The organism is Caulobacter sp. CCNWLW153 (assembly GCF_036889365.1).
GTDB classification, from domain to species: Bacteria; Pseudomonadota; Alphaproteobacteria; order Caulobacterales; family Caulobacteraceae; genus Caulobacter; species Caulobacter radicis.
In genome coordinates this window covers 182976-199523 of record NZ_JBAKFV010000004.1, presented here as the reverse complement: position 1 = coordinate 199523, position 16548 = coordinate 182976, and the positions used below count along the sequence as shown (strand labels likewise).

Below are 16548 nucleotides of genomic sequence, written 5' to 3'. Positions count from 1 at the left end.
GAGAGGGCGGTTGGCCGAACCCAAGCCGAAAGCCGCCCCCAAGGCGACCAAGAAGGCCGCGCCGCGCAAGTCGGTCAACGCGGCCAATCTCGCGCATCTGGGGCCCGAGGCCCTGGCGGCGCTGCTGATCGAGGTCGCCGACGGCCATGCCTCGATCAAGCGCCGCCTGAAGCTGGCCCTGCTGGGCGAGGTGGGGGCGGCCGACCTGGCCGCCGAGATCGACAAGCGCATCGACGCCATCGCCGGCAGCGGCGCGCGCATCAACTGGCGCAAGTTCAAGGACTTCGTCCGAGACCTCGACGCCCACCGCGCCGCCGCCGGCGGCAAGCTGGGCGAGCTGGATCCCAACATCGCCGTGCCGGTGCTGGTGCGGCTGGTGCGGGTTTCCGAAGACCTGGAAGGGCGGATCAAGGACCCCAAGGGCGAGCTCGCGGCCGTGTTCGACCAGGCCGTGGCCGACGTCGCGCGCCTGTCGCCCAAGGCCCTGACGCTGGACAGCCGCTACCTGGCCGATGCGCTGCTGGCCTTCGTGGAGAGCGCCTCGACCAAGCTGTCGGTCGACCTGCTGCGCGCTGCCGCGCCGGCCCTGGCCGACGACGCCGTGGCCGTGCTGCGGGGCAAGGTGCGCGAACGCCTGGCGGCCCAGCGCCGTCCCGATCCGCGCCTGCGCGCCGCCGCCCAGGTGCTGGCCGACCTGGAAGGCGACGTCGAGGGCTTCGCGGGCCTGTTCACGGCCTCGCAGCAGGTGCTGCCGCCGATCGGCGCCCAGATCGCCCGCCGCTATCTCGCCGTCGGCCAGGTGGCGCAGGCCCTGGCCGCGCTCGATCGATCGGCCCCCGGACCGAGCCTGGCCGAGCAGGCCGATGTCGGCGCCGTCGCCTGGAGCGAGGCCCGCATCGCCGCCCTGGAAGCCGCCGGCGAGACCCTGGAGGCCCAGGCCATGCGCTGGGCCAGCTTCAAGGCCACCCTGTCGGTCGACGCCCTGCGCGCCTTCCTCAAGGGCCTGCCCGACTTCGAGGACGTCGAGGCCGAGGAGCAGGCCCTGGCCTACGCTCAGACCTATCCCGACCCCTACAAGGCCCTGGCCTTCCTGATCGCCTGGCCGTCGGCGGTCGAGGCGTCCAGGCTGGTGATGGAGCGCGGCCCGGCCCTGCACGGCGATCGGCCCGAGGTGCTGGAGCCGGCCGCGCGGCTGCTGGAGCACCGCTATCCGCTGGCGGCCACCGTGCTGCTGCGGGCCATGGTCGACGACGTGGTGCGCTTTGGCCGGGCCGACCGCTACGCCGACGCCAACCGCTGGCTGCTGGAGGCGGAGTCCCTGGTCCCCGGCCTGCCGGACGACGCGGCGATCGACGACCACGCCGTCTGGGTCCGGCGGGTGGCGGGTTACCGGCGGCTGTAACCGCGACATCGCGCCACACCGGGCGCAAGTGCCTGATCATCAAGCCTTAAAGATGCCGGGCGCACGACGGAGCGACAATCAACGCGACCGCTCGATGCTCCGATTCCCCTGGCCCAGACCCGTCCCGTCGACCCCCGAGCTGCTGAGGGCCCAGGTGCGTGCCTTCTCGCGCCAGGTGCCGATGATGTACGCGCTGGTGCTGGTCAACACGATCGCGCTGTCGGCCACCCACCTGCACAGCTCGCCGCCGGTGCTGACCCTGGGCTTCCCCGGCCTGCTGGCGGTGGTCAGCCTGGCGCGGCTGGTGATCTGGTGGCGGGCGCGCCGGACGGCGATCGACACGGCCGGGGCCGAGCGCCTGCTGCGCCAGACCATGGTCTTCGCCGGCATTCTGGGCGCCGGCTTCACGCTGTGGGCGTTCAGCCTGTTTCCCTACGGCGACGCCTTCGCCCAGGCGCACGTCGTGTTCTACATGGCCATCACGGCCATCGGCTGCGTCTTCTGCCTGATGCACATGCGGGCGGCGGCTTTCCTGCTGACCGGCATCGTCGTGGGGCCGATCACCGTCTTCCTGATCGCCAGCGGCAAGCCGGTGCTGGCGGCCATCGGCTTCAACATGGCCCTGGTGGCGGTGACCATGCTGGTCATCCTGCTGATCGCCTATCGCGACTTCTCGCGGCTGGTGGAATCCCGGCGCGGCCTGGAGGAACGTCAGGCCGAGATCCAGAGCCTCAGCGACGACTACCTGCGCCTGGCCAATCTCGACGTCCTGACCGGCCTGCCCAACCGCCGCCAGTTCTTCGCCCGGCTGCAACGGGTGACCGACGCGGCCGCCGCCTCGGGCGCGCGCTTCGCCGTCGGGGTCATCGATCTGGACGGCTTCAAGCCGGTCAACGACGCCTATGGCCACGCGGTGGGCGACAAGGTGCTGGTCGAGGCCGGCGACCGCCTGAGCCGCGACCACGGCCAGCCGCTGTTCGTGGCCCGGCTGGGCGGCGACGAATACGGGCTGATCATCGAGGCCGACCTTGACGCCGACGCCCTGCAAGCCCTGGGCGCGGAGCTCTGCGCGACCCTGCGCGAGCCCTACTGCTTCCCCGGCGTCACCGCCCAGGTCTCCGGCTCGGTGGGCTTCGCCGTCTATCCGAGCGCGGCCGCGGCGCCGAACCTGCTCTATGAGCGCGCCGACTACGCGCTCTATCACGCCAAGCAGAACGTGCGCGGCGCGGCGGTGGTGTTCTCGGCCGACCACGAGACGGCGATCAAGGCCTCGGGCCTGATCGAGCAGGCCCTGCGCCACGCCGACATGGACGCCGAGTTCAGCCTGGCCTTCCAGCCGCTGGTCGACATCAAGAACGAACGCACCGTCGGTTTCGAGGCCCTGGCCCGCTGGACCAGCCCGACCCTGGGCGTGGTTTCGCCCGGCGACTTCGTGCCGGTGGCCGAGCGCTCGGGCCTGATCGCGGCCATGTCGCCGGTGCTGCTGTCCTGGGCGCTGAGGGCGGCGGCGACCTGGCCGGACGACGTGCGGCTGTCGTTCAACCTGTCGGTCCGCGACATCGCCTCGCCCGAGCAGATCGCCCGCATCGTGGCGATCATCGAAGAGAGCGGCGTCGCGCCCGAGCGCATCGACCTGGAGATCACCGAGACGGCGGTGATGCGCGACTTCGACCAGGCCGCCCGCTCGCTGGCGACGCTGAAGGCGCTGGGCGTGCGCATCGCGCTGGACGATTTCGGGGCGGGCTATTCCAGCCTCAGCTACGTGCACCGGCTGCCGATCGACAAGCTGAAGATCGACGGCAGCTTCATGCGCGGCCTGCAGGCGGCCGACAAGCGCCGGGCCATCGTCAAGACGATCCTGGATCTGTGCCGCAACCTGGGCCTCGACTGCGTGGTCGAGGGCGTCGAGGCGCCGGAACAACTGGTGCTGCTTCAGCCGCTGGGCTGCCGCGTGGTGCAGGGCTTCCTGTTCGCCCGTCCGATGCCGCTCGAGGCGGTGGCGGACTACCTGGCTGCCGAGCGCGGAGATGGCGTCGCGCTGAGGTCGGCGGGGTAGGGCTATGTGTGACCCTCTCTCGATGAGAGAGGGATTTTATGGCTAACGCCGATAGACGAAATCGTACCCATTTTCCCAAACTGAGTGGCGCCGTGCGCGAACCTGTGATTGCATCGTCAAAAAACAGGGTGGAAACAAATGCAGATGGCTCAATGGCCGGCGCTGATCGTATTGGCGCTCAGCGTCATCGTGTGGGGCGGCATCATTCTCTATCGTGGAAGACGGGACGGCCCGCAGACGGCCGAGGAAGATCTCGACCCGCTTTCGGGCGACTGAGGCGCTCGTCGCTGCCGGCGACCTGATCCGAAATTCCAGTCAGCGCGAGCCTTCGCCAAGGCGGGCTCGCGCCTTGGCGCGTGGACGGCGTCGCGCGCGAATCCTGGCGTCGACCGGCGGCCTCGCCTAGCTTGCGGCCATGACCACCACGCCTCTTTCCGCTCTCAAACCCATCGTCCTGACTGATGAGGCCGGGGTCGCCTTCCTGCGGCGGCATCCGGCGACTCGCGAGGTGGCGACCAGCGACTCGGGCAACGGCCTCTTGCAGGCGGCCCTGCATTTCGTCGACGCCGTGGAGCCTCCGCCGGCGGATGACTGGGTCATGCCCAACGCCGGCGTTCCGCAGGACCGGCCCCACGACCTGAGTTTCGAGAACGACGGCCACGCGCCGCCCTACGGCTTCTGGATCACCCATCCCGACGTGCTGGCCTGGACCACGGAGCTGACCGAGGACGATCGGCCCGACTGGTGGGTCAAGGTCTGGCTGAAGGGCGAGCGCCGGCCTTAAGAGGTCCGAAAGGCCGCCGGCCACGCCACTCTCAAGACCACATGGACACCTACGGCCACCTCTGGGCGAATCCGTTCGCCGCCGCCGAGGCCGCGAAGCGGAAAGAAGCGCTGCTGCTGGGCAACGGCGCGTAAAGGTTACATTATCTCCGACTGCGCCCAGGAACGCTGACGGCGCTGTGACGGAGGCGACCTTGGACGACGATCTAGTTTACGCGCTTCACAGCAAGGCTATCGAACGCGCTACCGAAGACGACAAGCGTTGGTTCGAGTTAAATCCCCACAGAATGTACAGGATACGCGACCCGTTTCCGATGGAAATGAACGGTCCCATCGCCAAAAGCCCCAAAGGGTACTCAACGCGAATTGTCGTGGCTAAAATCCATAGCGAAGTCCGTATGCGGAATACGATCGGCGTTCTTGAACAGGTACCGAACGAAGGAGCCTCGGATGCAAATCTCGAAAAGCTTCTGCGCGACAACATGCCGGAAGCTCTAGCCATGATCGAAAAGGCACGCAGAGCGGTCCGCGACCAAGGTCTTTAGGGAGAACCTGGAGTCTCGGACGGCACCCTTTGGGCAGCACTTCCGGGCTCACAGAGTTGGAACAGGGGACGAATTTTTGTGCGCTTACTGGGCGCTCAAAATTCAGCAAGACCCGTGAAGAACCCTGAAAACACATGGAAAACCGGCAATCATGGCAAAGCGCACAATTTCGGCCGGTTCTCCGCGCCACAATCGGCGCAAACCCTTACTGGATAAGTTGGTGCGGGCGGTCGGGGTCGAACCGACACTCCTTTCGGAACCGGATTTTGAGTCCGGCGCGTCTACCAGTTTCACCACGCCCGCGCCTCGCCGGGCCGCGGCCCGAAGCGAAGAGGCGACTACCTAGCAGTGGTCGCGGGGAAGTTCCAGAGGCCTTTCACCTCATCCCAGCCACGGGGCCTTGGCCAGCCGCTCGGCCAGGAACTCCATCAGCACGCGCACGCGGGCGGGGCGGATCGGGTTGGGCGGGGTGACCAGGTGCATGGCGATGGCCGGCGGGGTCCAGTCGGCCAGGACCTGCTCCAGCCGGCCAGCGGCGACGTCGTGCCAGGCCATGAAGTCGGGCTGCATGGCGAGGGCCTGGCCGTCCAGCAGCAGGGCGCGGAAGACGTCGGCGTTGTTGGCGCGCAGCGGGGCGGGCACGCTGATGGCGTACTGGCCGTGGGTCTTGTGCTCGAACCGCCAGGCGTCGCGCGAGCGGCCGCCGGTGTAGAAGAGGGCGCGATGGCGGACCAGGTCCTTGGGGTGCTCGGGCCGGCCGTATTTGTCGAAATAGGCCGGCGAGCCGACCAGCATCACCCGCACCGGGCACAGCCGCCGGGCCAGCAGGCTCGAATCCTCCAGCGCCGAGATCCGCAGGGCCAGGTCGAACCCGTCCTCGACGATGTCGATCAGCTGGTCCGAAAGCGACAGTTCGACCGACACCTCCGGATAGAGGGCGAAGAAGTCCGAGAGGGCAGGGCCCAGGTGGGCGATCCCGAACGACATCGGCGCGGCCATCCGCACCAGGCCTCGGGGAACCGCCGACTGGGCCGAGGCCTCCAGCTCCAGGCTTTCGCCGTCGGCCAGCAGGCGGCTGGCGGCCTCCAGCGAGCTTTGGCCGCTGTCGGTCAGCGACAGCCGGCGCGAGGTGCGGTGGAAGAGGGTGGCGCCCAGCCGCTGCTCGAGCCGTGAGACGGCCTTGGACACGGTGGCGTTCGACAGGCCCAGGTCTTTGGCGGCCCGGGCGAACGAGCCGGTCTCGGCCACCTTGGCGAACACGGCCCAGGCCTCGAAGTCGGGAAGTTTCATGATGTCATTTTTGGAAATGGTTTCTTTCGACCATTTCTATTTCGGATCAAGCGATCTGTCTCCATCTTCCTCGTCAACGGAGAGGCCAACACGGCCAGCCACACAAGACACTCCAGGAGATCGACATGATCGAAGTTCGCAAGTTCGACAGCCTGGGCGGCGCCAATCACGGTTGGCTCGACGCCAAGCACCACTTCTCGTTCGCCGGCTACCATGATCCCAAGCGCGTCCACTGGGGCGCCCTGCGGGTCTGGAACGACGACACCATCGCCGCCGGCACCGGCTTCCCGCCGCACCCGCACAACGACATGGAGATCATCACCTATGTCCGCGAGGGGGCGATCACCCACCAGGACAGCCTGGGCAACAAGGGCCGCACCGAAGCGGGCGACGTGCAGGTGATGAGCGCCGGCACCGGCATCCGTCACTCGGAATACAACCTCGAGCCGGGCGTGACCAAGATCTTCCAGATCTGGATCATTCCGGACCGCGGCGGCGAACCGCCCGCCTGGGGCGCCAAGCCTTTCCCGAAGGGCGACCGCTCCGGCAAGTTCGTGGCCCTGGCCAGCGGCTTCTCGGATGACACCGACGCCCTGCCGATCCGCACCGACGCCCGCGTCCTGGGCGCGACGCTGAAGGCCGGCGAGGAAACCGAGTACGCGCTGGGCGCCGGCCGCCACGCCTATCTGGTGCCTTCGACCGGTTCGATCGAAGTCAACGGCGTCAAGGTCGACACCCGCGACGGCGCGGCGATCGCCAACGAGAACACCATTCGCGTCAAGGCCCTGGCCGACGCCGAACTGGTCCTGGTCGACGCCGCTTAAGAAAAGCGTCGCGACATTCCTTCAAGACGCGGCTGTCGCAGCCGCGTCTTTTCCTCCCCAACCTCAAAGAAGACTTCTCTAGGAGACTCTCATGGCCAAGGTTCTGGTCCTTTATTATTCGTCGTACGGCCACATCGAGACGATGGCCAAGGCCATCGCCGAAGGCGCTCGCAGCACCGGCGCCACCGTCGACATCAAGCGCGTTCCGGAAACCGTGCCGGAAGAGATCGCCAAGGGCGCTCACTTCAAGCTGGACCAAGAGGCTCCGATCGCCACCGTCGCCGAACTGGCCGACTACGACGCTATCATCGTCGGCACCGGCACGCGTTTTGGCCGCATGAGCTCGCAGATGGCCGCGTTCCTCGACCAGGCCGGCGGCCTGTGGGCCCGCGGCGCGCTGAACGGCAAGGTCGGCGGCGCCTTCGTCTCGACTGCCAGCCAGCACGGCGGCCAGGAAACCACGCTGTTCTCGATCATCACCAACCTGCTGCACTTCGGCATGACGATCATCGGCCTGCCCTATAGCCACCAGGGCCAGATGAACAATGACGAGATCGTCGGCGGCGCGCCCTATGGCGCCACCACGGTCGCCGGCGGCGACGGCAGCCGCCAGCCGACCCAGATCGACCTGGACGGCGCCCGCCACCAGGGCGAGCTGATCGCCGCCGCGGCCATCAAGCTGCACGGCTAACAGGACCAAGGACCGCCGGGTTCCTCCCCCATCCCGACCCGGCTGTCCGATCCGCCGCGTCGCGCTTCATCCTCCCCCAAGGAAGCGCGGCGCGGCTTTTCTTTTGGAAAACGGCTGCTTAACCGCGTTTGTGAGCGTCGTGTTCAGCCTGATGCGTGAAGATGCCCGTACGCAGGGGACAGCGAGGCGGGCGTGGCTAAGAAGATCAAGGCAGCGAAGCGGAGGTCGGGAATGGCCGACTTCATGACGCTCCTGGTCTGCGTCGGCTGCACCGTCTGGGCCTTCAGGACAATCGTCGGCCTTGGCGGCTGATTAGCGCTTGGCCTGAAGGCCGGATGGCGGCACTTGAACGGTAAAGCCGTTTCAAGACCAGGACATCGCCGCCCATGACGACCCAATCCCTTTCGGGCGTGACCATCGTCGACCACCCGCTGGTGCAGCACAAGCTGACCCTGATGCGGGACAAGGAAACCTCCACCAAGACCTTCCGCGCCCTGATGCGCGAGACCGCGACCTTGATCTGCTACGAGGTCACGCGGCAGCTCTCGATGGACGAGGTCGAGATCCAGACCCCCGTCGCGCCCACGAAGGCCAAGGTCATCGCCGGCAAGAAGCTGGTGTTCGCGCCGATCCTGCGCGCGGGCCTGGGAATGGCCGAGGGCATGCTCGACCTGGTGCCGGCCGCCCGCGTCGCCCACATCGGCCTCTATCGCGATCCGGAGACGCTGGAAGCGGTCGAGTACTACTTCAAGACCCCGGAAGACATCGCCGACCGCCTGGTGATCGTTGTCGACCCGATGCTGGCCACCGGCCACACGGCCGTGGCGGCCATCGACCTCCTGAAGAAGCGCGGCGTGCGCGACCTGCGCTTCGTCTGCCTGCTGGCCTCGGTCCCGGGCGTCGAGACCCTGCGCGCGGCCCATCCGGACGTCGAGATCTGGACGGCGGCGGTGGATCCGCAGCTCAATGACCACGGCTACATCGTTCCGGGCCTGGGCGACGCCGGCGATCGCACTTTCGGCACGCGGTGATCTGGCGGTGCGCGCTGACCCCGGATCGGGGGCAAGTGTGCGCTTGAGCACTTGCGCGACTCCGCCGGCGCGGTAAGCAGCAGCGTTAACCTTTTTCGAGTTCGCATGCTGGTTACGCCGCCTCAGATCTATGTCGCCGACGACGACGCCCTGACGCGCGAGCTGGTCGAGATCCAGCTCGGTCGCGGCGGCTATGGCGCGCGCACGTTCGAGACGGTCGAGGAGCTGCTGTCGGCGGTGGCCGCCGCGCCGCCGTCGCTGATCCTGCTCGACGTGCGCATGCCCGGCCTTTCGGGCCTGGACGCCCTGCGCAGCCTGAAGTCGGCGCAGGGCGCCGAGGACATCCCCGTGCTGATGCTGACGGGGGAGGGGCGGCTGGACCGCATCGTCCAGGCCCTGCAGCTGGGCGCGGTGGGCTACGTGATGAAGCCTTTCACCGGCAAGGCGCTGGTCGACAAGATCGGTGAGGTGCTCGGGGCCTGAGCCTTGTTGCCCGGTCACGCTGTACGCGCCATAGCTGAGCTTTGGTGAGTATTCGCGGGGGCGATGGTGTTGCGGAAGGCATGTTTGGCGACGGGTGTCGCCCTGGTTTTGTTGGCGTCGCAGGGAGCCTGGGCCTTGGCGGCGACCGCTCCGGCGGTCGCAGCCGAAGGCGGCGCCTCGACGACTTCGGCCCTTCTCGATCGCGTGCAGACGATAACCAGCCTGGTCGACCAGCTGGGCCAGAGCGTCCAGGGCGTCGACTTCAGCGCGATCTACCGCACGCCCGGCAAGGAGGGCATTGCAGCGGTGGTGGCTCAGCTGGATCAGGCCGAAGTCCAGGCGACTGCAACGGCGGGCCGATTGCGCGCCTTGCCCGCCTGGACGGGGGCGAGTGAAGAGGATCGTATGGTCGCCGCCACCACGCGGGACGCGACGGTCTATGCCGATGACGTGGTCGGTCTGATCAAGAACATGCGGCAGTTGCTGGTCGCCGCCCGGAACGGTGACGACACGGCGCTGCAGAAGGCGATGAGCACGCTGATGAGCGGCGGCGTGAAGATGACCGCCGGCCAGGCGCTGGCCGCCCGGGCGCGGGCCGCGATGCTGCCCAGGGACTCATCCGACCGCCAGATTGTCCTGGCCCAGGCCGAGCTCTACGACGGCGTGGCGGCCCTGCTGAGCTATGGCGGCGAAGTCAGCGACGGCGCCGCCACGGCCCAGGCCCTGCGCCGCGCGGAAACCAACATCCGCAGGTTGGCGGCGCTCGGCAGGGAATGCGAGATCGCCCAGGCCAAGCTCGATCGCGCCGAGTTGGCCGACGGCCTGAAGGATGCGGCGCTGGCCGCGGCCTTCGAGCGTCAGCATCGTCTCCAGCTGGATGTCCTCCAGTCTCTGGAACGGAGCGCCGTCGGGGTGGGGGCCATTGCCGCCAAGCTTGAGGCTGCGGGGCCAGAACGCCTGCGCGTGAGGGACGACATGCTCCCGATCGGGCGGGAGGAGACTCTTCAGGCGCAGCTGATGCAGGACCAGATGGCGGCCTACCGCGAAATGATCGAGCGGGCGAAGCAGATCAGCCGATAGGGACAAACAAGAAAGGCCGGGGATCGCTCCCCGGCCTTTCGTTCTTCAGGGGCGTAAGCCCGATCAGATTTCCTGGTTGTACTTGCCGACCCGGTCGCCCAGGCGCGGCTTCACTTCCTGGCGGAAGAGGGCGCGCATGTCGTCTTCCGACTGGGTGCTCTCGACCACGACCACCACTTCGGGCTTGTTCGACGAGGCGCGGACCAGCACCCACGAGCCGTCTTCCAGGTGCACGCGCACGCCGTTGACGGTGATCACCTCGGTGATCTTGCGGCCCAGGATCGAGCCGCCGGCGGCGAACAGGTCCTCGTATTCCTTCACCACATCGGCGACGACGCCGTACTTGACCTCGTCGGCGCAGTGCGGGCTCATGGTCAGCGAGGTGAAGGCCACCGGCAGGGCCTTGCGCAGGTCCGACAGCTTCTTGTCCGGGTTGCGGTCGAGCATGGCCAGCACGGCGGCCGCGGCGGTCAGGCCGCAGTCGTAGCCGTAGCCCAGCGGGGCGTTCATGAAGAAGTGGCCGCTCTTCTCGAAGCCGGCCAGGGCGCCGGTCTCGGCGCTCTTGCGCTTGATGTAGCTGTGGCCGGTCTTCCAGTAGATGACCTTGCAGCCGTGCTCCTTGAGGATCGGGTCGGTGGCGTAGAGACCGGTCGACTTGACGTCGACCACGAAGGTCGCGCCCGGGTGCAGCGGGGCCAGGTCGCGGGCCAGCATCAGGCCGATCTTGTCGGCGAAGATTTCCTCGCCCTCGTCGTCGACCACGCCGCAGCGGTCGCCGTCGCCGTCGAAGCCGAAGGCCAGGTCCGCGCCGTGCTCACGGACGGCCTTGGCCATCTCGTGCAGCATCTCCAGGTCTTCCGGGTTCGGATTGTACTTGGGGAAGGTGTAGTCGAGATCGGTATCCATGCCGATCACGTCCGACACGCCCATGCGCTGCAGGGCGTCGACGGCGAAGGCGCCGGCGGTGCCGTTGCCGCAGGCGGCCAGCACCTTCAGCGGGCGGGTCACCTTGGCGCGGGTCGCGACGTTGGCGATGTAGCGCTCGGCCTGGCCCTCGACGCGGATCAGCTTGCCGCCGTCGCGCTCGACGAACTTCGCGCCCAGCACGATGTCCTTCAGCTTGCCCATCTCGTCGGGGCCGAAGGTGAGGGGCTTCTGGGCGCCCATCTTCACGCCGGTCCAGCCGTTTTCGTTGTGGCTGGCGGTGACCATGGCCACGCACGGGATGTCGAGGTCGAACTGGGCGAAGTAGGCGGTCGGCGACAGGGCCAGGCCGATGTCGTGGACTTCGCAGCCGGCGCTCAGCAGGCCCAGGATCAGGGCGTTCTTGATCGACGAGGAATAGGAGCGGAAGTCATGGCCGACGACGATCTTCGACTGGCCCAGTTCATGAATGTAGGTGCCCAGGCCCAGGCCCAGCGCTTGAACGCCCAACAAGTTGATCTCGGGGCCGAACAGCCAGCGTGCATCGTATTCGCGGAAGCCCGTCGCCTTGACCAGCGGCTCGTTTTCGTAAGCGGCGGTATTCGGAACCAGATCGGCGCGGGGAATCGAGAACATTGGAGCTCGCTTCAATGAGTGATGGGGTGCGTTTAGCTGTCGGGGTGGTTGTTTTCCACCCTCTTCGTACGACGATGATCGATCAATGTGACGATTGATCGATAATGGCGCGAGAAGAAGCGGCTATTGCGACGGGTCGCCGCTGGCCGCGGCCGCCGCGGCGGCTTCCTGGGCGCGCCGCTGTTCGCTGCGGCGGGCGGCGGTCTTTTCCTTCTCGATCAGCGCCTTCATCTCCGGAGTCTGCTGGATCGGCGTGGAGCCGAACGGGCCCGGCGAACGCTCGCCGTAGCCCTGCGGCCAGACCATGGAAAAGGCGATCATCGCCAGGGCGACCAGCGCGCAAAGGGGCATGAAGATGCGATCGGGCATGGTCCGCCTATACCACGCCCCTTGTGGCTGGATAGGGGCGATGCTTGACGCGAGGTCCCGCGCGCCTTAGCCCGCCATGACCAATTCCAAGGAGCTCAGATGCCCGTCCTCGTCCTGCTTCGCCACGGCCAGAGCCAGTGGAACCTCGAGAACCGCTTCACCGGCTGGGTCGACGTCGACCTGACCGCCGAGGGCGAGGCCCAGGCCCGCAAGGGCGGCGAACTGATCAAGGCCGCCGGCCTCGACATCGACGAGGCCTTCACCTCGGTCCAGACCCGCGCCATCCGCACCTGCAACCTGGCGCTCGACGCGGCCAGCCAGAGCTTCGTGCCGGTCACCAAGGACTGGCGCCTGAACGAGCGCCACTACGGCGGCCTGACGGGCCTCAACAAGGCTGAAACCGCCGAGAAGCACGGCGAGGAGCAGGTGACCATCTGGCGCCGGTCCTACGATGTTCCGCCTCCGGAGCTCGCCCCGGGCGGCGAGTACGACTTCGCCAGCGACCGCCGCTACAAGGGCGCGAGCCTGCCGTCGACCGAAAGCCTGGCCACCACGCTGGTGCGCGTGCTGCCCTACTGGGAAGAGGCCATCGCGCCCAAGCTGAAGGCCGGCGAGAACATTCTCGTCGCCGCCCACGGCAACTCGCTGCGCGCCATCGTCAAGCACCTGTTCGCCGTGCCCGATGACCAGATCGTCAAGGTCGAGATCCCGACCGGCAACCCGCTGGCCATCGAGCTGGACGCCGACCTCAAGCCGACCGGCGCCCGCTATCTCGACGAGGCCCGCGCCGAAAAGCTGCCGGCGATCGGCTGACTTCAGGCTCTCGGGTAAGATTTCCCAGGGTTCCTTTCGTCCGAGGGCGAAAGGAACCCTAGGTCGTTTCAGGTCTTGTCTGCGCGCAGGAAGTGCCTGGAAACACGACGTTAATGCTGTCAGGCGCATCAAGTTGGCTTACCCTTCGGGGAAACGACGCGAGCTTGCATGAACACCCCGGCAGCGGCAGGCCAGGAACACCGGCGCCTGACGCAACAAGAAGTCGACGTGATCTGCGCCAAGCACGACCGCCTGTGGTCGGCTAGGCTCGGCGGCGCGCGCGCGGTCTTCGCCTTCTGCGACCTGTCGGGCCTGGTCCTGGCCGGGCGCAATCTGTGCGACGCCGACTTCACCGGCGCGCTGCTGGTGGGCGCGGACCTGCGCCGCTGCAAGCTCGACAACGCCAATCTCTACGGCGCCGACATGCAGGGCGCCGACCTCACCGATTCCTCGCTGCGCCGGGCCGACCTGCGCGGCTCCAGCCTGCGGGGCGCCAACCTGACCGGCGCCGACATGTTCGAGGCCGACCTGCGCGAGGGCCAGATCGCCGCCGCCGACCGCGAGAAGGGCTACCGCATCATCGAGCCGGTGCAGCGCGAGGCCTACGCCATGGGCGCCAACCTTTCGGGGGCCAACCTCGAACGCTCGCGGCTGTCGGGCATCGTCGCCACCAAGGCCGACTTCAGCGACGCCATCCTCAAGGACGCCAAGCTGGTCCGGGCCAACCTCAAGCAGGCCAACTTCAACGGCGCCAACATGGCCGGGGCCGACCTGTCGGGCGCCAACCTGGCTGGCGCGGACCTGCGCAACACGGTGCTGGTCGGGGTCAAGACCATGTCGTGGAACGTCACCGGGGCCAGCATGGAAGGGGCCCTGACCGACAAGGCCCTGGGCGTCGACGTCTCCGACATGCCCTACGAGCAGATGATCGCCGACCACGCCCGCTGGTGCGAGACCGGAGGCGGCGAAGGCAAGCCGTCGGTGTTCGACAAGGCCGACCTGCGCAACCTGAAAAGCATCCGCGGCTTCAACCTGACGGCCCTGTCGGCCAAGAACGCGGTGTTCTACGGCCTCGACATGGAGGGCGTGCAGATGCAGGGCGCCCAGCTCGAAGGCGCCGACCTTCGGGCCTGCAACCTGCGCCGGGCCGACCTGCGGGGGGCGCGGCTGAAGGGCGCCAAGCTGTCGGGTTCGGATCTGCGCGACGCCCAGCTCGGGCCGCTGCTGATCGGCAAGGAGCGGCTGCTGCCGGCCGACCTGACCGGCGTGCTGCTGACCAACGCCGACCTGGCCAGGGCCGACCTGCGCGGCGCCAGCCTGGTGGGCGCGGATCTTTCGAGGGCCAACTTCACCAACGCCAACCTCAAGGACGTCGACATCACCGGAACCATCCGGCTGGGCGCCCGAGGGCTCGAAGACCTCATCTGAGCTACCCAAATTGAGAAGTGTGCAGCGACCTTAACCGTTCGCTCGTCGATTCCTGTTATCCGATTGTCCGCTAGTGATTTTCCAGTAAGACGGGAGGGGGTCCCGCAATGAACGCCGCACAGAGTCTCGCGGGCCGCCGCAAGCTCAGTCAGGCCGAACTCGACATGATCGTCACGGCCCACGAGAAGTTCGTGACCGGCAAGCAGGGCGGCAAGCGCGCCTCGCTGCGGTTCATGAACCTGTCGGGCCTGGACCTGTCGTTCCGCAACCTGACCGACGCTGATCTGTCCGCCTCGATCCTCGACGGCTGCCGCATGGTGCGCGCCAAGCTGGATCGCGCCAGCCTGTTCGGCTGCGACCTGCGCAAGGCCGACCTGCGCCAGGCCAGCCTGCAACGCGCCGACCTGCGCGGCGCCTGCCTGCGCGGGGCCAATCTCTCGCAGGCCGACCTGACCCAGGCCGACTTCCGCGAGGGCCAGATCGCCATTCCGCACCCGCGCAAGGGCCTGGACACCGTCAAGCACGAGACCCGCAACGGCGAGGTCGACGAGGTCAACTTCTCGGGCGCCACCCTGGACGGCTCGCAGTTCACCGGCGTCTCGGCCTTCAAGGCCGACTTCTCCGACTGCTCCCTGCGCGGGGCCAAGCTGTCGGGCGCCAACCTGAAGGAAGCCAACCTGGTCGGGGCCATCCTCGACAACGCCGACGTCAAGGGCGCCAACCTCGAGGGGGCCAACCTGCAGGGCGCGGTGATGTCGGGGGTCGACACCTCGACCGCCCGCGTCCACGGCGCGCACATGACCGGCGCCCTGACGACCTCGACCCCCGAGGCGGTGAACAAGGCGCGCGAGCTCTATGCCCGGTGCCTGGCCAACCAGCAATGGTGCCAGACCGGCGGCAAGGAAGGCGCGGCCGCCCGTCTCGACGGCGAGGACCTGCGTCCGATCGGCGATCGCCTCAAGGGCCTGCGCCTGACGGCCATGAGCGCCAAGGGGGCCTGCTTCGTGGGCATGGACCTGTCGGGCGCCCAGCTGCAGGGCGCCAACCTGCAGAACGCCGACCTGCGCGCGGCCAACCTGCGCGGCGCGGACCTGCGCGGGGCCAAGCTGACCGGCGCCAACCTGACCAAGGCCGACCTGCGCCAGGCCTTTCTGTCGCCGCTGCCGCTGGGACCCGAGCGCAAGACCGTCGGCAACCTGGCGGCCGCCCGCCTGCGCTACGCGATGCTGCAGACCGCCGACCTCTCCGAGGCCGTCCTCGACGGCGCCGACCTGCGCGGCGCCGACTTCACCGGCGCCCGCATCGCCAAGGCCAGCTTCCGCGACTGCGACGTCGGCCAGGCCCAGGGGCTGGAGTTCGGGGCGGCATAAGGGGGCTAGCTAGGGAACCTCCCCCTTTGGGGGAGGCGGCCGCAGGCCGGCGGGGGGAAGTTCTCAGCTTCAGCCGCCTTGGCCGATTGCCCCAAAACGCCCCCCACCGATCGCTTTGCGATCGCCTCCCCCACAGGGGGAGGTTCGCAGATCCAGATCTTCCCCTTTGCGGCGACCGGCCTATTTCAGTCCCAGCGTCACCGCGTTCGTCGTCCGCACCAGCGCCTTGGGCGGGGCGTCCTGCGAGGCGACGGTCTGGTCGGCGGCCTTTTCGGCGGGCACGGCCTCGCCCTTGGCGTCGACGAAGGCGGCGGTGAACCCGCGGGCCGACAGCGCGGCCACGGCCGCGGCGCCGGTCAGTCCGCGCACCTCCGGCATCGGGGCGGCGTCGTCGAGGGCGGCGGGCGGAGGCACGGGCACGATCTTGAAGGTCAGCTTGGCCGCGCCGCTGGCCTGGAAGGCGTAGCGCTGCTGGAAGGCCGCGTCGACCGGGGTGACATAGGTGCGGGCCTTGCCGATCGCCCCGGCCTGGCCCGACGTGCCGGCGCTGCCGTCGGCGCCGCCGGTGCCGCCGATGTGCATCGAGACCTGCACCTCGCAGGTGGTCTCGGGCAGCACGTAGAAGGTGGGCTGGTAGCCGATCGAGCGCAGGGTCTCCAGGCCCTCGTCACCGTCGCTCTCGTACATCGCCAGGGTGGCGGCCAGCGAGGCCTGGTCGAGCGCGGCCTGGGCCTCGGCCACGCCGCGCCCGACGGCGGCGATCACCTCGCCCAGCGGCGTGGCCAGGCTTTCGCTGAGCAGATCGGCGGCGTCCTGCGACATC

17 protein-coding genes and 1 tRNA gene are annotated in these 16548 nt (G+C 68.2%); 13 read left to right on the top strand and 5 right to left on the bottom strand.

Going from position 1 to position 16548, the window contains the following annotated elements; translation table 11 throughout:
- The first annotated feature begins 10 nt into the window (after positions 1–10).
- The 5 genes from V6S85_RS08465 (at position 11) to V6S85_RS08445 (ending at position 4786) form a co-directional block, all read left to right on the top strand.
- Entirely contained in the window at positions 11–1402 is a 1392-nt protein-coding gene (locus tag V6S85_RS08465) for a DUF6880 family protein (RefSeq protein ID WP_334348670.1), read from the top strand.
- A 94-nt stretch (positions 1403–1496) separates the two neighbouring features.
- Complete coding sequence (locus V6S85_RS08460) at positions 1497–3458, top strand: putative bifunctional diguanylate cyclase/phosphodiesterase (protein ID WP_116570032.1); 1962 nt, start codon at positions 1497–1499, stop codon at positions 3456–3458.
- Between the two features lie 144 nt (positions 3459–3602).
- A complete protein-coding gene (locus tag V6S85_RS08455; RefSeq protein ID WP_334348669.1) occupies positions 3603–3734 on the top strand; it encodes a hypothetical protein in 132 nt (43 codons plus the stop codon).
- A gap of 139 nt (positions 3735–3873) precedes the next feature.
- Positions 3874–4242: a hypothetical protein gene (locus V6S85_RS08450; protein WP_116570031.1), complete on the top strand. Its 369-nt coding sequence runs from the start codon at positions 3874–3876 to the stop codon at positions 4240–4242.
- A gap of 193 nt (positions 4243–4435) precedes the next feature.
- Positions 4436–4786 carry a hypothetical protein gene (locus tag V6S85_RS08445; protein WP_133244844.1) on the top strand — a complete coding sequence of 117 codons (351 nt, stop codon included), beginning with the start codon at positions 4436–4438 and terminating at the stop codon, positions 4784–4786.
- 218 nt (positions 4787–5004) lie between these two features.
- Here the strand turns inward: V6S85_RS08445 and V6S85_RS08440 are convergent.
- Both V6S85_RS08440 and V6S85_RS08435 read right to left on the bottom strand, forming a co-directional pair.
- Positions 5005–5089, bottom strand: a tRNA-Leu gene (locus V6S85_RS08440).
- A gap of 78 nt (positions 5090–5167) precedes the next feature.
- A complete protein-coding gene (locus tag V6S85_RS08435) occupies positions 5168–6076 on the bottom strand; it encodes a LysR family transcriptional regulator (protein WP_116570030.1) in 909 nt (302 codons plus the stop codon).
- A 125-nt stretch (positions 6077–6201) separates the two neighbouring features.
- Here V6S85_RS08435 and V6S85_RS08430 point away from each other — a divergent pair, with 125 nt between their 5' ends.
- The 5 genes from V6S85_RS08430 to V6S85_RS08410 all read left to right on the top strand — a co-directional run bounded on the left by V6S85_RS08430 (position 6202) and on the right by V6S85_RS08410 (position 10185).
- Positions 6202–6900, top strand: a complete 699-nt coding sequence (locus V6S85_RS08430; RefSeq protein ID WP_116489367.1) for a pirin family protein — start codon at positions 6202–6204, stop codon at positions 6898–6900.
- 91 nt (positions 6901–6991) lie between these two features.
- Positions 6992–7591 (top strand): NAD(P)H:quinone oxidoreductase, encoded by a 600-nt coding sequence (gene wrbA, locus V6S85_RS08425; RefSeq protein ID WP_116489366.1) that lies wholly within the window; start codon positions 6992–6994, stop codon positions 7589–7591.
- A 386-nt stretch (positions 7592–7977) separates the two neighbouring features.
- Positions 7978–8622 carry a uracil phosphoribosyltransferase gene (gene upp / locus V6S85_RS08420; protein WP_334348668.1) on the top strand — a complete coding sequence of 215 codons (645 nt, stop codon included), beginning with the start codon at positions 7978–7980 and terminating at the stop codon, positions 8620–8622.
- 105 nt (positions 8623–8727) lie between these two features.
- Positions 8728–9105 carry a response regulator gene (locus V6S85_RS08415; protein WP_116570028.1) on the top strand — a complete coding sequence of 126 codons (378 nt, stop codon included), beginning with the start codon at positions 8728–8730 and terminating at the stop codon, positions 9103–9105.
- A gap of 135 nt (positions 9106–9240) precedes the next feature.
- Positions 9241–10185: a hypothetical protein gene (locus tag V6S85_RS08410; protein ID WP_133244843.1), complete on the top strand. Its 945-nt coding sequence runs from the start codon at positions 9241–9243 to the stop codon at positions 10183–10185.
- Positions 10186–10248: 63 nt separating this feature from the next.
- Here the strand turns inward: V6S85_RS08410 and V6S85_RS08405 are convergent, their stop codons facing one another.
- A complete protein-coding gene (locus tag V6S85_RS08405; RefSeq protein WP_116570026.1) occupies positions 10249–11745 on the bottom strand; it encodes a phosphomannomutase/phosphoglucomutase in 1497 nt (498 codons plus the stop codon).
- Positions 11746–11868: 123 nt separating this feature from the next.
- Entirely contained in the window at positions 11869–12114 is a 246-nt protein-coding gene (locus V6S85_RS08400) for a hypothetical protein (protein ID WP_116570025.1), read from the bottom strand.
- Between the two features lie 99 nt (positions 12115–12213).
- On the opposite strand from V6S85_RS08400, the gene gpmA reads away from it, so the two are divergent.
- From gpmA to V6S85_RS08385, 3 genes are all read left to right on the top strand, one after another.
- A complete protein-coding gene (gpmA, locus tag V6S85_RS08395) occupies positions 12214–12927 on the top strand; it encodes a 2,3-diphosphoglycerate-dependent phosphoglycerate mutase (protein WP_116489361.1) in 714 nt (237 codons plus the stop codon).
- A 168-nt stretch (positions 12928–13095) separates the two neighbouring features.
- Positions 13096–14355, top strand: a complete 1260-nt coding sequence (locus V6S85_RS08390) for a pentapeptide repeat-containing protein (protein ID WP_116570024.1) — start codon at positions 13096–13098, stop codon at positions 14353–14355.
- Positions 14356–14462: 107 nt separating this feature from the next.
- Positions 14463–15725, top strand: coding sequence for a pentapeptide repeat-containing protein (locus V6S85_RS08385; protein WP_116570023.1), 1263 nt, complete (start codon positions 14463–14465; stop codon positions 15723–15725).
- 180 nt (positions 15726–15905) lie between these two features.
- On the opposite strand, the gene V6S85_RS08380 is transcribed toward V6S85_RS08385, so the two are convergent.
- Entirely contained in the window at positions 15906–16547 is a 642-nt protein-coding gene (locus V6S85_RS08380; RefSeq protein WP_334348667.1) for a hypothetical protein, read from the bottom strand.
- Between the last annotated feature and the right edge of the window lies 1 nt (position 16548).

What these genes read in the sequence shown, in the direction of transcription:
- V6S85_RS08460 (WP_116570032.1), top strand. Translation starts at nt 1,497, where the DNA reads ATGCTCCGATTCCCCTGGCCCAGACCCGTCCCGTCGACCCCCGAGCTG.
- V6S85_RS08455 (WP_334348669.1), top strand. Translation starts at nt 3,603, where the DNA reads ATGGCTCAATGGCCGGCGCTGATCGTATTGGCGCTCAGCGTCATCGTG.
- V6S85_RS08450 (WP_116570031.1), top strand. Translation starts at nt 3,874, where the DNA reads ATGACCACCACGCCTCTTTCCGCTCTCAAACCCATCGTCCTGACTGAT.
- V6S85_RS08435 (WP_116570030.1), bottom strand. Translation starts at nt 6,076, where the DNA reads ATGAAACTTCCCGACTTCGAGGCCTGGGCCGTGTTCGCCAAGGTGGCC.
- V6S85_RS08430 (WP_116489367.1), top strand. Translation starts at nt 6,202, where the DNA reads ATGATCGAAGTTCGCAAGTTCGACAGCCTGGGCGGCGCCAATCACGGT.
- wrbA (WP_116489366.1), top strand. Translation starts at nt 6,992, where the DNA reads ATGGCCAAGGTTCTGGTCCTTTATTATTCGTCGTACGGCCACATCGAG.
- upp (WP_334348668.1), top strand. Translation starts at nt 7,978, where the DNA reads ATGACGACCCAATCCCTTTCGGGCGTGACCATCGTCGACCACCCGCTG.
- V6S85_RS08415 (WP_116570028.1), top strand. Translation starts at nt 8,728, where the DNA reads ATGCTGGTTACGCCGCCTCAGATCTATGTCGCCGACGACGACGCCCTG.
- V6S85_RS08405 (WP_116570026.1), bottom strand. Translation starts at nt 11,745, where the DNA reads ATGTTCTCGATTCCCCGCGCCGATCTGGTTCCGAATACCGCCGCTTAC.
- V6S85_RS08400 (WP_116570025.1), bottom strand. Translation starts at nt 12,114, where the DNA reads ATGCCCGATCGCATCTTCATGCCCCTTTGCGCGCTGGTCGCCCTGGCG.
- gpmA (WP_116489361.1), top strand. Translation starts at nt 12,214, where the DNA reads ATGCCCGTCCTCGTCCTGCTTCGCCACGGCCAGAGCCAGTGGAACCTC.
- V6S85_RS08390 (WP_116570024.1), top strand. Translation starts at nt 13,096, where the DNA reads ATGAACACCCCGGCAGCGGCAGGCCAGGAACACCGGCGCCTGACGCAA.
- V6S85_RS08385 (WP_116570023.1), top strand. Translation starts at nt 14,463, where the DNA reads ATGAACGCCGCACAGAGTCTCGCGGGCCGCCGCAAGCTCAGTCAGGCC.
- V6S85_RS08380 (WP_334348667.1), bottom strand. Translation starts at nt 16,547, where the DNA reads ATGTCGCAGGACGCCGCCGATCTGCTCAGCGAAAGCCTGGCCACGCCG.